The sequence below is a fragment of the Streptomyces radiopugnans genome (genome assembly GCF_900110735.1).
Classification (GTDB): Bacteria; Actinomycetota; Actinomycetes; order Streptomycetales; family Streptomycetaceae; genus Streptomyces; species Streptomyces radiopugnans.
The window spans coordinates 137,539-151,009 of record NZ_FOET01000013.1 but is presented as its reverse complement, the minus strand read 5'-3'; the positions used below and the strand labels follow the sequence as shown (position 1 = coordinate 151,009).

Annotated in this window: 13 protein-coding genes and 1 pseudogene; 3 read left to right on the top strand and 11 right to left on the bottom strand. The window is 73.7% G+C overall.

The window, feature by feature from the left end; translation table 11 throughout:
• Positions 1 to 64: 64 nt before the first annotated feature.
• Both BMY40_RS21195 and BMY40_RS21190 read left to right on the top strand, forming a co-directional pair.
• Positions 65 to 682: a GTP-binding protein gene (locus BMY40_RS21195; RefSeq protein ID WP_093662001.1), complete on the top strand. Its 618-nt coding sequence runs from the start codon at positions 65 to 67 to the stop codon at positions 680 to 682.
• An 82-nt stretch (positions 683 to 764) separates the two neighbouring features.
• The gene (locus BMY40_RS21190; RefSeq protein ID WP_093661999.1) at positions 765 to 2,003 is read left to right on the top strand and encodes a styrene monooxygenase/indole monooxygenase family protein; all 1,239 of its coding nucleotides are present in this window, start codon (positions 765 to 767) and stop codon (positions 2,001 to 2,003) included.
• Between the two features lie 44 nt (positions 2,004 to 2,047).
• On the opposite strand, the gene BMY40_RS21185 is transcribed toward BMY40_RS21190, so the two are convergent.
• The 10 genes and pseudogenes from BMY40_RS21185 to BMY40_RS21140 form a co-directional block, all read right to left on the bottom strand.
• Positions 2,048 to 2,590, bottom strand: a complete 543-nt coding sequence (locus tag BMY40_RS21185) for a coiled-coil domain-containing protein (protein ID WP_093661997.1) — start codon at positions 2,588 to 2,590, stop codon at positions 2,048 to 2,050.
• 430 nt (positions 2,591 to 3,020) lie between these two features.
• Positions 3,021 to 4,298: a glycoside hydrolase family 64 protein gene (locus tag BMY40_RS21180; protein WP_177214084.1), complete on the bottom strand. Its 1,278-nt coding sequence runs from the start codon at positions 4,296 to 4,298 to the stop codon at positions 3,021 to 3,023.
• Between the two features lie 216 nt (positions 4,299 to 4,514).
• Positions 4,515 to 4,808, bottom strand: a complete 294-nt coding sequence (locus BMY40_RS21175) for a hypothetical protein (RefSeq protein ID WP_093661993.1) — start codon at positions 4,806 to 4,808, stop codon at positions 4,515 to 4,517.
• Positions 4,809 to 4,818: 10 nt separating this feature from the next.
• A complete protein-coding gene (locus tag BMY40_RS21170; protein WP_093661991.1) occupies positions 4,819 to 5,541 on the bottom strand; it encodes a TetR/AcrR family transcriptional regulator in 723 nt (240 codons plus the stop codon).
• Positions 5,542 to 5,646: 105 nt separating this feature from the next.
• The gene (locus BMY40_RS21165) at positions 5,647 to 6,576 is read right to left on the bottom strand and encodes an AurF N-oxygenase family protein (RefSeq protein WP_093661989.1); all 930 of its coding nucleotides are present in this window, start codon (positions 6,574 to 6,576) and stop codon (positions 5,647 to 5,649) included.
• 134 nt (positions 6,577 to 6,710) lie between these two features.
• Positions 6,711 to 7,178, bottom strand: a complete 468-nt coding sequence (locus BMY40_RS21160; RefSeq protein ID WP_093662058.1) for a DUF3291 domain-containing protein — start codon at positions 7,176 to 7,178, stop codon at positions 6,711 to 6,713.
• 131 nt (positions 7,179 to 7,309) lie between these two features.
• Positions 7,310 to 7,762: an SH3 domain-containing protein gene (locus BMY40_RS21155; protein ID WP_093661987.1), complete on the bottom strand. Its 453-nt coding sequence runs from the start codon at positions 7,760 to 7,762 to the stop codon at positions 7,310 to 7,312.
• Positions 7,763 to 8,247: 485 nt separating this feature from the next.
• Positions 8,248 to 8,964 (bottom strand): annotated as a pseudogene (locus BMY40_RS21150) (lytic polysaccharide monooxygenase auxiliary activity family 9 protein); the annotation flags it as partial.
• Positions 8,965 to 9,385: 421 nt separating this feature from the next.
• Positions 9,386 to 9,916 carry an NUDIX domain-containing protein gene (locus BMY40_RS21145; protein ID WP_093661983.1) on the bottom strand — a complete coding sequence of 177 codons (531 nt, stop codon included), beginning with the start codon at positions 9,914 to 9,916 and terminating at the stop codon, positions 9,386 to 9,388.
• A 169-nt stretch (positions 9,917 to 10,085) separates the two neighbouring features.
• Positions 10,086 to 10,922 (bottom strand): M23 family metallopeptidase, encoded by an 837-nt coding sequence (locus BMY40_RS21140; protein WP_093661981.1) that lies wholly within the window; start codon positions 10,920 to 10,922, stop codon positions 10,086 to 10,088.
• 406 nt (positions 10,923 to 11,328) lie between these two features.
• Here BMY40_RS21140 and BMY40_RS21135 point away from each other — a divergent pair, with 406 nt between their 5' ends.
• On the top strand, positions 11,329 to 12,420 hold the full coding sequence (locus BMY40_RS21135; RefSeq protein ID WP_093662056.1) for an SH3 domain-containing protein: 1,092 nt from the start codon (positions 11,329 to 11,331) through the stop codon (positions 12,418 to 12,420).
• A 45-nt stretch (positions 12,421 to 12,465) separates the two neighbouring features.
• Here BMY40_RS21135 and BMY40_RS21130 read toward each other — a convergent pair whose 3' ends face one another.
• Positions 12,466 to 13,461, bottom strand: a complete 996-nt coding sequence (locus BMY40_RS21130; RefSeq protein ID WP_093661979.1) for an ArsR/SmtB family transcription factor — start codon at positions 13,459 to 13,461, stop codon at positions 12,466 to 12,468.
• Positions 13,462 to 13,471 lie beyond the last annotated feature (10 nt).

Genomic DNA, 13,471 nt, shown 5'->3' with positions numbered 1-13,471 from the left:
AACCCGGCACAGACTTCGACGCAGATCCCGACACCGACACCGACGCAGACCCCGAGAAAGACCCGTGGTGGACGCCGTGAACGACCCGGCACAGAGCGCCGAGAAGCTCCAGCCCTGGCAGGAGGAGCGCGGACGCGCCCCGATCTCCGTCAAGATCGTGGTGGCGGGAGGCTTCGGCGTGGGAAAGACGACCTTCGTCGGCTCGGTCTCCGAGATCGAACCGCTGACCACCGAGGCGGTGATGACCCAGGCGAGCGAGGGCACCGACGACATCACCGCCACCCCCGAGAAGACCACGACCACGGTCGCCATGGACTTCGGCCGCGTCACCCTCGACGCCGACCTGGTGCTCTACCTGTTCGGCACCCCCGGCCAGCGGCGCTTCTGGTTCATGTGGGACGACCTGGCGCGCGGCGCGATCGGCGCGGTGGTGATGGCCGACACCCGGCGGCTGGAGGACTGCTTCCCGGCGCTCGACTACTTCGAGAGCTGCGCCCTGCCCTACGTCGTCGCCGTCAACCACTTCGAGGGGACGGAGTACTACGAGGCCGAGGACGTGCGCGAGGCGCTGTCCGTCCCCGACCGCGTGCCCGTCGTCATCATGGACGCGCGCAAGCGGGACACGGTCGTCGACTCGCTGACGGCGCTCGTCGGCCACGCGCTGGACCTCACCCCCGCCTGACCGGCGGCCGGTCCCGCCCCACCGCCCTCACGACCCCACACCCAGGCACCCCATCACCCAGGCACTCCAGGGGAGAACCGCCATGCGGAAGATACTCATCGTCGGAGCCGGCCAGTCCGGCCTCCAGCTCGCGCTCGGCCTCCAGTCGCACGGCTACGAGGTCACCGTGATGTCGAACCGCACGGCGGACGAGATCCGCGGCGGCCGGGTCATGTCCACCCAGTGCATGTTCGACCAGGCCCTCCAGCACGAGCGCGATCTGGAGATCAACTTCTGGGAGGACCAGAGCCCGCGCACCGAGGGCCTGGGCGTCTCGGTCGTCGGCCCCGACGGGTCCCGCGTCATCGACTGGGTGGGCCGTCTGGACTCCTATGCGCAGTCGATCGACCAGCGCGTGAAGATGGCCGGCTGGCTGGAGACCTTCGCCCAGCGCGGCGGCCAGCTCGTCATCCACGGCGCGGCCGTCTCCGACCTGGACTTCTTCGCCCGCACCTACGACCTGGTGCTCGTCGCGGCGGGCAAGGGCGAGCTGGTGACGATGTTCGAGCGCGACGCCTCGCGCTCGCCGTACGACAAGCCGCAGCGCGCCCTGGCGGTGTCCTACGTGCACGGCCTGGAGCGGCGCCCGGAGCACCCCGAGATGCTGGCGGTGCGCTTCAACCTGGTGCCGGGCGTCGGCGAGCTGTTCATGATCCCCGGATACACCGTCTCCGGCGCCTGCGACATCCTGTTCTGGGAGGGGATCCCCGGCGGCCCGCTGGACGTCTTCCAGGGCGTCAAGGACCCCGCCGAGCACCTCGACCTCACGCTGGAGCTGATGAAGCGCTTCACCCCGTGGGAGTACGACCGGGCCCGCAAGGTCGAGCTGACCGACGCGGGCGGCACGCTCGCCGGCCGCTACGCGCCGACCGTCCGCAAGCCGGTCGGCCGCCTCCCCTCGGGCGGCGCGGTGCTGGGCGTGGCGGACGTGGTGGTGGCCAACGACCCGATCACCGGCCAGGGCTCCAACACCGCGTCCAAGTGCGCCGCCTCCTATCTGGCCGCGATCCTGGAGCGCGGTGACGAGCCGTTCGACGAGGAGTGGATGCAGGCCACGTTCGAGCGCTTCTGGCAGGACACGGCCCGGCACGTCACCAAGTGGTCGAACGGGCTGCTGGCGCCGCCGCCGGAGCACGTGCTGCAGCTGATCGGCGCGGGCATGGAGCACCAGGAGCTGGCGGACCGCTTCGCCAACGCCTTCAGCGACCCCTCCGACCTGGAGAACTGGTTCTTCGACCCGGAGAAGGCGCAGGCGTACCTGGCGAGCCTGGCCTCGGCCTGAGCCGTCCCTCCCGCCGGCCCCGCGCGTCCCGCCGGCCGTAGACCTCACCGGCCGTGCTGCGCCGCCTCCGCGCGGCGCAGCACGGCCAGTTCGCCGTCGCCGAGCGAGGCGAGCGCCCGCTCCACCTCCGCCAGCCGCCGCCCGGCCTCGTCCCGCCGGCGCCCGCTGTCGGCGGCGAGCGCGAGCTGCCGGTCCAGGGCGCCGCGCGCCCGGGTCGCGAGCCGGTCCAGCCGCCGCTCCTCGGCCGCCAGCCGGGCCGCCGCGGCGGCCCGGTCGCCGAGCACGCGCTCCACCGCCCGTCCGTGCTCCAGCACCGTCCGCACCTCCCGCTCGTCGCGGCCGAACAGCAGCCGGAGAGAGGGCGGAAGCACGCCGGAGGCGCCCCGGTAGTGCTGCCGGGCCAGCCGTCCGGTCTCGTCACGGGCCTCCGCCAGCCGTACGCGGGTGCCGGCCAGTTCGCGCTGGAGCCGGTCGACCTTCCCGCGCCGCTCGGCCACCTCCCGTTCGACGGCGCCGTGCGCCTCGCCGGCGTCCTCGGCCCGCCGGTACAGGTCCCGCATCCGGGTCAGCAGTTCGCTGACGGGCACGCCGCCGCCCGCTCCGGCGCCCCCGACCGCCCCGTCCGCCGGGCCCGTACCTTCCAGGCCCGTGCCGTCCGGGACCGCTGGAGGGAACGGGGGAGACGGGGGAGGGGCGGGAGAAGGAGGGGGTGACGGGGCCGCGGCGGCGGCCGGCCCGGTTCCGGCGGCGACCGCGGCACCGGTCACCGCCGCGACCACCGCCCGCACCAGACGGACCCGCACCCTCGCCACCGGCTCACCTCCGCGCTCCGCACCGCCCCGCGGTTCTCCCCGCGGGGCTCCTGCGGCGATCGTGGCACGCGGGGCCCGAGCCGGCCTCCGGACCGCCGTCCCGGTTACGGCAAACGCCGTAAGACGCCGCGGACCGCTGCGAAACACCGCGGACCGCCGTGAGGAACGGGGACCGGACACCGGCCGGTGCCTCGGACGGGGTGCCTCAGACGGGCCGCTTGACGGTGATGGCCAGCGCCCAGTCGCCGGGCCGCTCGGTGTACATCACCGCGCCCGCCAGATCGCTCTCCTCGGTGGGTGTGACGTCGTCGTAGGGGAAGGCGTAGCCGCGGCCGTCGGCCGCCAGCTCGTGCACGGCCCGCGCGTACTCGTACCGGGGGCCGTGGGTGTAGAACTCCGCGGAGGTCGCGTCGGGCTGGGAGGGGTTGCTCAGCAGCGTGGTGCGGCACAGCGCGGCGCCCAGTACGGCGGCGATGCGCCCCTGCTGGGTGGCGTTGATCCCGTGGAGCGTGCCGTCGCAGCCGAAGATGTCGGCCTCGGCGGTGGTGCCGGCCGTCCCCGGCTTGGCGAAGGAGGCCGGTGAGCCGTCCGTGATGCCCTCGAAGACCAGCCGGTCGCCGTGGGTCCGGCCGGTGACGGTCTTCCCCGGCCAGACGTCGCCCAGGGCGATCCGCAGGTCCCGGCCGCCGTCGGCGCGGTAGGCGTGCCACACCTCGTCGACGTAGGACCGGTAGTGCCCGGCGAACACCTCCGTGCCCAGGCCCGGGAGCTTGGCCGGGCTGGAGACCCGCACCAGCCGGTCGCCGTCGTACAGCGCGCACTTGCCCCAGTCGCCGCCGGCTCCCCGCAGCCGCTCGGCCAGAGCCGCGGTCCCGCCGGCGGGCATGCCGCCGACGTGCTGCACCTGCCCGCTGCCGGGGGTGAGGGTCAGGGCGATGGGGAGGGCGACGCCGTCCACACAGGTGATGTTCCCCCAGATCCCGCTCGGGTTGTAGGTGAACTCGCAGTAGTCCCAGGCGATGCGGTACGAGGCGTCGGCGGGGTTGGCGGCCGACGGCTGGACGAGGGCGCCGGCGGCGCCGCCCGCGTTGGGGTTGGCGAAGAAGGAGACGCTCTGCCCGAGCGAGACGTACGCCCGGCCGCCGGTGAGGTGGTCGTTGAGGGGGATGTCGCGGTCGAACGGGATCCGGTGGGATTCGAGGAAGCCGCTCAGGTCGTGCATCCGCTCGGCCGGGTTGGGGATCGGGTCCAGACGGCCGGTGGAGGGGTTGAGGAAGCCCTGCCCGCCGCCGGGCACGTCGGCGTGGACGTAGGCGAACGCGGTGGACCGGCCGGTCTCGTTGGCGAACCGCACGGTCGGGACGGCGGCGGCCGTACGGGCGGGCGGGTCGGCGGCGAAGCCCGAGGACGTGGCGGCGTACCCGATGACGGGGGCCGAGACGGCTGCGGCGGACAGGCCGAGGAACCTTCTGCGTGACACCACGGTGGGGATCTCCTGACGGACGTGGTACTGGCATGGGCACGACATGCAGGGACGTGCGTCCGGCCGCCACCCGGAGGGGCGGGAGGAAGGCCGGATGGAGCCACTGTGCTGAGAGCGCGTTCAAAGGTCAAGACTTTTGCTTGAGAGCGCTCTCATTTAAGGTTCTCTTACAACTCCTGAAATCCCAGGGCGAGTTGAGCCCGCATTCCTCCGGGCTCACCGGCCGCCGGACAGGCGCCGTCCGCCCGGCCGGCTCCACGGCCACCTCGGTCCGCGCCGCGGCCTGCCCTCCGGCTGGTGGACGTACCGCCAGCCGCGCGGCAGCACCGACCACCCCCCGCCGCCGGAGACCGCCTCCAGGCGGTAGACGTGGACGACGGGCCGGCCGCCTGCCGGGTCGGGGACGGGGATCTCGTAGTACTTCGGCGGACGTCCCGTCGGGCCGAGCAGGACGGGCAGCACCCGCCCGTCCATCGGCCCGCCGGTGAACGCCGTCTCCTCGCTTCTCACCGTTCCAGTGTCACAGCAGGTGGAGGGCGTCGCCGACCACCGGGGCCACCTGCCGCACCAGCCGGCCCGCCGGTCCGTCCGGCCGTTCCAGCGCCAGCGCGGCACGGGCGATCTCCGCCGTCCGCGGATCACCGGCGGCGGTGGCGGCGAGCAGGGCGAGGAAGTGGTCCACCAGCCAGTCGCGCAACTGCGGCAGCGGCGGCTGCTTGCCCTCGTCGAGCCAGATCAGCGAGGCGGCCTCCACCGCGGCGATCCAGGTGCGGACCGCCATCCGCAGCCGCGGGCCCGGCTCCAGTCCCGGCTCCACCTTCAGGTGCAGCAGGATCTGCTCGGCCGCGGCCCGCCGCACCCCGTCCACGATCGCGTCCGTGCGGGACGTCTCGGCGACGCTGCCGCCCCTCAGCAGGGCGGCGAACCCCGCGTCGTGCCCGTCGACGAAGGCGAGGTAGCGGTCCAGTGCCCGCGACAGCCGGCGGCTGAGCGGACCGCTCTGCGGCTCGGCGAAGCACCGCCGCAGCTCGTCGGCCGCGCTGCCCAGGGCGGCCTCGTACAACTGCTGCTTGCCGCCGGGGAAGTAGCGGTAGACCAGGGGGCGCGAGACGCCGGCCGCCGCGGCGACGTCGTCGAGCGAGACGTCCTCGGGGGCGCGGTGGGCGAAGAGGACCAGCGCGGTGCCGATGAGCTGGTCGCGCCGCTCCTCCACGGTGAGCCTGCGGTATGCCGGGGCGGTCATGCGGGCAGGGTAACCGCCGCCGGCCGCCTCCGTCCCGCCCGCACGGTCGGTACCGCTGTCCGCACCACCGCCCGTACCGCCGTCCGTGGCGCCGCCCGCCCCGCCCTACGCCAGCAGCCCGGAGCTCCGCCACAGCCTGCGGCCGGCCCCGCGCAGCACCCCGATCTCGTCCAGGAACTCCGTCAGCCGCCTCGCGCCCGTCTGCATCACCTCGCGGCGGTGGCCGCTGGCCCTCACCTGGGCGACCGCCTCGCGGCGGTCGAGCCCGACATCGGTGTAGACCTGCGGGTTGACGAAGGACACGGACATCACCCGGGCCGCCTGGCCGGAGCTGATCCGGGTCAGCTCCGCCTCCCAGCGCGGGCAGCTCACCATCTGGCGGCGCAGCTCCTCGCGCGCGTAGCGCACGTGCCGGGCCTCCTCGACGACGTGGATGCGGGTGATGCCGCGCACCAGCGGCTGGACCCGCTCGTCGGGGAACGTCAGCCGCTGCATCCAGTCCAGGACCTCCTCGCCCAGCAGGGTCGCGGTGAACGAACCGGGCGTGGTGGAGACGGTCTTGAGGACCCGTGCCAGGTTGTGGTGGAACCGCGGGACCGGGTACGGCCGCACACCGGCCCTGGAGATGAAGCGGGTGAACATCTTGGAGTGCCGGCACTCGTCCTCGATCTCGGTGAGGGCGTAGCGCACGTGCGAGCTGTCCATGGGCTTGTCGTAGATGTGGCGCACCAGCAGCTGGATGAGGATGATCTCGAACCAGACGCCGAGCGAGGCGAGCGAGGCGGCCTCGCGGCGGGCGAGGTCCATGCGCTGCTCCTGGGACATCCGCCTCCACAGCGGAGTGTCGTAGAGGGAGACCAGCTCCGGCGGCCAGAACCACTTGCCCTCCTCGAAGGGCGCGTCCCAGTCCAGCTCCCGGTCGGGGTCGAAGGAGTGCTTGGCCGACGACTCGAGCAGGCGCTCGGCCACCTGTTCGCGGTCCCTGAGCGGCCCGAGGGCGTCCCGGAGCCGTCCGGCATCGGTCGCGGTCGTCATCGCACGGCCACCTCACTGTCGAGTTACTGACGGTCACACCTGACTCGCCTCTTATGAGACCGCTCGTCAGCAAGCCCGTCAATCCCCCGCGCACGACCGGGCGGGACGCGCTCCGCCGCCCCGCCCGCCGCGGGTCAGCCCTCCCGGCCGTGCGGACCGAAGGTCGTGCGCAGGTCGAACGCGTACGGCGTGGGGCCCTGCTCCCGCAGGCGCAGCAGGCGCTCCTCGGCCTCGGCCACGGAGGGGCGGTGCCCGGCCTCCACCCACCACAGGGCGGTCATCGCCTCGGCGACCCGCTCGAACCACTCGTACCGCCGCTTGAGCAGCTCCCGGTGGCGGCCGGTGTACATGAACGCCGTGAGCGAGGGGAGGTCCCGCCACACGGACATGTTGACGATCAGCCAGTCGTCCCCGAAGACGGGTACGTCCGTGGCGTCGCCCGACTCGCCCTGCAGCCGCCACACGAAGCCGTCGGCGCCGTCGGCGACGGCGTTGACCGGGTCGAGGGCCTCGGTGAAGTCCCTCAGCAGGGGGGAGTCCAGAGGAGCCTTGAGGCGGGCGATGTTGACCTGGGCGAGCTGGTGCGCGGCGTTGGTCGTCATGGACCGCACGGTAGCGGCGGGCGCCCGGGCGGCGCGGGGCTTTCCGTCACTCGGACGCCCGCGCGCGGCGGCGCCCGCCCGCGCCGCCGGGAAGGCGACGCGGACGGGCGCCGATGGTTGGGCCGCGGCCGTCAGCGGTGGCAGTAGTGCGGGGCCGGGCCGATGTTCTTCACGTAGCGGGCGGAGACCCAGCCGTCGTGGTGGTGGTGCTTGCGGTCCAGCTTGTACCAGCGCGGGTTGCCGTCCACGTACTGGCTGTTCACCTTGCACTCGATGTGGATGACCTTGCCGTAGGGCAGGGTCGCCAGAACCCGGCTGCGGGTGTTGGGGTGGCTGCGGACGTTCAGGCCGGAGCGGGCGATGACCTGGCCCTTGTAGGTGTGGTGACGCCTGTCGTCCATCGACTCCGGCGCCATCTCCGGGTTGCGCGTCTCGGCACCGGCGCGCGGGGCCTCGACGCTCTGCCGGCCGAGGTCGGCGGAGGGGGCGGGCGGCTCGGCGAAGGCGGGCCCGGCGGCGGTGGCGAGTGCGACGGCGCCACCGGCGGCGACCAGGGCGAGCTTGCTGAGCTTCGACTTGACCATTGTGGAGAAACCTCCTGGGAGGGGAGGGCCCGATGCGGGACCGGGCCCGGGGAAAGGACACATGGACTGCGTCACGGCCCGTGATGAGCCGATCACTACCACGCGCAATTCACGTTAAATCGGCACATATGTGCACGCAATCCATCACGTTCAGTAGTCAAGTCGGCTAAAGCCCAGCTCAGAGCCCTTGCGGCCGCCCGGAGGCGATTCCCGTCCGGCTGCGCCGCGCGGGTGAGGGTGCCGGCGCTCCACCGCAGGTCAGCGGCCTGCCCCGCCGCCCGGACGGCCCTGCCGCGCCACGGCGGGGAGGTGAGTGTCCGTCCGGAGGCGCGGGTCGCCGGACCGGCCGAATCCGCGGGGTCCTTCCGCGTGCGCCCCCGCCGGTCTCCTCCGGCCGTGCGCACACGGAAGGGCCCCGCCGGACGAGTCCGGCGGGGCCCTGTGAGGTCAGCGCGTCCCTGGGGCGGAGCGCCTTCCGGTCACCACGTCACATTGCCGTTGCCGCCGTCGAAGACGACGTCGGAGCAGGAGTAGAAGTTCTCCTGGCTGTCGGAGCGGGTCCAGTGGATGTACATGATGTGCTGGCCGGAACGCTGCGGCAGCTGGACGTTCCAGTAGTAGTGGCCGCTCTCGGAGCCGACGCTGCCCGACTGCGGCGGGTTGGTCACGGTGTTGATCTTCTCCAGGTCACCCCAGGCCAGGGCCTTGTTCGGGGACCAGCCCTGCTTGGTGATGTAGACGTCGAAGCGTCCCGGGTGGTGCGCCCAGTTGCTGTGCTTGATCTGGACGTTGGCGCCGGAGGTGAGGTGCGTCTTCGGCCAGTCGCTGCGGGCGGCGTTGTACGAGGAGAAGTCGAACGGTCCCCGGTCGCCGCCGCTGCACAGCTTGCCGTCCGGGATGTAGCCCGTGGTGCGTCCGCCGCCGTTGGAGTCGAGCACGGCGAACCAGTTGTACAGCCCGGTGGTCCCGTCCTCCCGGACCGAGGCCGCGCAGGCCGGGTTGGACGGCATCTGGTGCCCGCTCCTGACCAGGTCCTGGTAGCACAGGTAGGTGCGCGAGCCCGGCATCATGGTCGCGCCGTGCGCCGTCGCCGGGGTGGGTGCGGAGGCCATGACGAGGCCGAACAGGGCAGCCCCGAGGAGGGCTAAGGAGCGGGGGGAGCGGGCCGGCGTCCTGCGCCGGGCGGTGTGCTGAACAGCCATGGTGGGGGGTCTCCTTCGGAGTCTTCCGCGTCGGCGGGCGGCCGCCGGAGCCCGCCCGCGGAGCGGGCCGGACCGGCCGCGACCCGTCGCCGGGTGTGCAGCCGTACGTGGAGGCGCTCCCCTCGGCGGCGGTCGGCCGGAAGGCGTGGGGGTCGTCCGCGACCCGCCGCTGGGAGCGCTCCCATTGCTTCAAGGTATCGCCGTATGAAGCGCTCGTAAACGCCTTCTCGTGACATGGCTTCGAAAGCCCCGCGCGATCGGGGGGTAAACCGTCTCGAAACGGTCTTTCCGGCACCGTCTCCCGGATGCCGGCCCCGGCGCCGGCCCGTGAGACCGCTCCGGACCGCCGGAACGCTCCGTGCCGCCGTGCTGCCGTGCCGCTCCCGGCCCGTGCCGTGCCGGGGTCCGGAGGTGCGCCGACCTACACGCCCGGACCGGCGGCCTCCCCCGTGAGATACGCGCGCATCACCTCGGTGTGCGCCGGGAAGGCCAGCTCGGCCGGCTCCTCCAGCACCAGCCACTCCGTGGCCTCGGCCGTGGGCGCCGACGGGGGAAGGGAGGCGGCGTCCCGCTCGGGCAGCAGACCGAAGACGAGAAGACTGGTGCCCCCGTTGTGGACGTCGAGAAGGGACACGCCCTCCGCCGCGGCCTCGAGCCCGGTCTCCTCCCACAGCTCGCGCACGGCGGCCTGCCGCCAGCTCTCGCCCAGCTCCATGTAACCGCCGGGCAGCGCCAGTTCACCGCGGAAGGGCTCGATGTCCCGCCGTACCACCACCAGGCCCCGGCCGCCCCCGGCGGTGGCGACGGGCTGGAGCGCGACCGCGACGGGCAGGGGGTTGGCCCAGCTCGTCTCGCCGCAGCCCGCGCAGTCCCTGGGCCACCCGGCGCCGTCCGGGTAGGGCGTGCCGCAGTACGGGCAGTGGGTGATGCGGCGGCCTGGCGTGAATCCCATGTGCGGACTGCCCCTCTTCCGTGTACGGCCGCCCGCCGGCGGCTTGGCGGCGCTCCGGTCCATCCAACCCGATCGGCTGAGGGGAGGAGGAGCCGAGGGGGAGGCGAGAGGGCGGCGAGGGGGCCCGGCCGTACGGCCGGGCCCCCTCGGTGTCCGGTCGCGCCGCGCGTCAGCAGTTCGGCACGCCCGGCAGCTTGGCGTCGGGGTGGTCGATGTAGATGTTGGAGATGAAACCGCCCTGGTCGCGGAGCTTGCTCCACCAGTTGTTGGTGTAGCCCTCGGCGTTGACGGTGTCGCCCTGCTTCTGGCAGACGACCGTGACCCGGGTGGGACCGGCCAGGGTGGTCACCACGGCCGAGGAGAGGTAGGCGTCGGCCCGGACGCGTACGCCCGAGCCCCAGGTCATGAAGCTGCTCCCGCCGCCGCAGCCGTTGTCGCTGGTGAGGTAGTACTGGTGGTAGCTGCCGGGGTAGGCCAGGGCCGAGCCGTTGATGCGGATGTTCTGCCCGACGCCGTTGTAGAGCTGCTCGTAGTGGATGTGGGCGCCGGAGGAGTTGCCGGTGCTGCCGGTGGTGCCGATCTGCTGCCCCTGCCCGACCCAGGCGCCGCTCGCCACGGAGAAGGACGCCAGGTGGAAGTAGTACGTCTTCCAGCCGCCGCCGTGGTCGATGACGATGTAGTTGCCCGCGCCACCGGCCTGGTAGTGCCGGGTCGCGGTGCCCGCCGCCGAGGCCAGGACGGGGGCGCCCGCGGTGGAGCCGCCGTCGGCGCGTACGAAGTCCAGCGCGCGGCGCACCTCCGCGGAGTGGTGGCTGTAGGTCCATCTCTGGCCGCAGGCGTAGGGGGCCTTGAAGTTGGGGGCGGCCATCGTGCCGGCCTCCGCCGCCGTGGCCGGAGTCGCGGCGAGCGTCCCGGCCAGCACGGCCAGCGCCCCGGCCAGCACGGCCAGGAGCCGCCCGAACGGCCGGCGCCGCGAGGGGGAGGGTATGGGGGATCGCGAAGACATGCGGTGGCTCCTCGTGGTGTGAGGGTGGGGGACCGCGGCCCGCGGAACGCGCCGGCCGCCGGCTGCGCGGTGGTGGGAACGTAACCGGACCGGCGCCCCCTCACAACGGGCCGCGGGAGCCTTTCGAACCAGCTTGAATGCCTTGCCCCCGACGACATCCGGCTCCCACGATGGCCGCTCGCTCGCTCGCTCGCTCGCTCGCTCGCCGCGACCGCGGCCTCCTCCCACCCATCCCCCTCCCCCTTCCTCCTCTCCCTCTCCCCCTGCGGCCCCGAGGAGTCGGCACACGATGCACGCACACCCCCCGACCGAGCCCCCGCCCGCACCGCGGAGGGCCACCCGGCGGCGTACCGCCGCCCCGCACCGCGTACGGACCCCGCTCGCCGTCCTCCTGCTCGCCCTGGGAATGCTCGGCACGGGTCTGGCGGCCCCCGCGTCGGCCGCCCGGAACGGGCCGGGGCCGCAGGCCCGCATCCCGGCCGGAGTCACCGCGGGCGTCGCCGTCTTCGACCGCGGCACCGGCGCCTTCACCGAGCGGATCAACGCGGACCTGCGCTTCCGTTCCGCCTCCGTGATGAAGCTGCTCATCGTGCTGGACCTGCTGTGGGACCGCGGCCCGGACGCCCTCCCGGACGCCGACCGCACCCGTCTGACGGCCATGCTGCGCAGCAGCGACGACTCCGCCGCGAGCCACTACTGGTCCACCCGGGGAGGCGGTGCGATCGTGAACCGGATGGTCTCCCGGCTCGCCCTCACCGGCACCGCCCCGCCGCCCTCCACCCACCCCGGCTACTGGGGCTACACCGCCACCACCGCCGCGGACACCGTACGGATCTACCGCCACGTCCTCGACGCCGCGCCCGTGCCCGTACGCGACTTCGTCATGGGCAACCTGCGGCAGGCCACCCGCTGCGCGAGCGACGGCTACGACCAGTACTCCGGCATCGCCTCCGCCTTCGAGCGGCCCTGGGCGATCAAGCAGGGCTGGTCCGGCTTCGCCTCCGGCGGCTGCACCGCCGACACCCCGGCCGCCAAGGCTTCCGCCGCCTCCGCCGCCTCCGGCTCGGCGAGGGAGCTGGACCTGGTGAGCGAGGCCCTGCACTCCACGGGCACGGTCGGCGGCGACGACCGCGCCATCGTGGCCGTCCTCACCCTCCACCCCGACGGAACCACGTACGGCACCGCCTACTCCCGGCTCACCGAGCTGGTCGGCTCGCTCGACGTCCCCGGAGCCCGGCGCCCGGCGGGCACCTGGGTCGGCACCTGGGGCTCCGGCGTCCGCGTCCGCACCGGGCCCACCACCGGCTCCTCCGTGGTGACCACCCTGCCCGCCGGCGTCGACGTCCTGGTCGGCTGTCAGAAGCGCGGCCAGACGGTCTCCGTGCCGCCCTACACCAACGACTGGTGGGCCTACCTGCCCCAGTACGGCGGCTACATGACCAACATCTACGCCGACACCCCGGACAACAGGATCCCCGGCGTACCCGACTGCCCGTAGGGCCGCGCGGACCCGTCCCCGAGTGTCGCCCCACGAGCGCCCGGCTCAGGGGACGGGTCCGTCCAGCAGGGCCGTGCCGAGCGGGGTGCGGCGGTGCAGCACCCGCATCCCGTCCCGCCGCGAGACGACCAGCCCCGCGTCCCGCAGCACCGCCACATGGTGGCTCACCGTCGAGGGCGCCAGGCCCGTACGCGCCGCCAGGCCGGTGGTCGTCACCGGCTCCTCCAGCAACTCCAGCACCCGCGAGCGCGTACCGCCGATCAGCTGCGCCACCGGCGGAGCCGCCTCGTCCCGCCGCAGCCGGGTCAGCCAGCCGGGCGCGGGGGAGAGCGGGTGCACCAGGACCGGCGGCAGCGAGTCGTCAGCCAGCACCAGCGGGGTGCGGACGCAGAAGAAGCCGGGCATCAGCGTCAGCGCCCGTCCCTCCAGACGCAGTTCGCGCTCCAGTGGATAAGGCGCCCGCAGCGCGCGCCCGCCGTACTCCCACCCCTCGGGCGCGGCGTAGCTTTCCAGCAGCGCCTCCGCGCCCCCCGTCAGGGCGGCCTCGCCCCGCCGGGCGCGGTCGGCCGCGGCCCGCGCCCGGATGGCCGCCAGATACGGCGCCACCGCCACGTCGTGGTAGCGGCGCAGGGTGTCTCCCAGCCACCGCAGCGCCTCCGCCCCGCCCTCGGCCACCCACCGCACGCTCCGCGGCACCGGACCGCGCACGTACACCCGCGCCAACTCGTCGGCCAGCCGCCGCCGGGGCGTGGCCAGCACCCGGTCCAGGGCCGCGTCCACGTCGTCCTCACCGCGGCCGGGGGTGAGGAAGTCGGGGAAGTACGGGGCGGGCGGGCACAGCCGCATCAGCTCCCGGACCACCGGGAGCATCCGGTGCCGCTCCAGCGCCGCGCGCACCTCCTGCCGCCAGGGGTCGAAGACGAGCGCGGCCTGCCGGTTCTGCAGCAGGTGCAGGCTCAGGACGGCCTCCCACAGCGGGTCGGTCCGCCGTGCCACCCGCAACCGGGCCAACTCCCCGCTGTCGAAGCGCACATGCAACATGGGCACATCC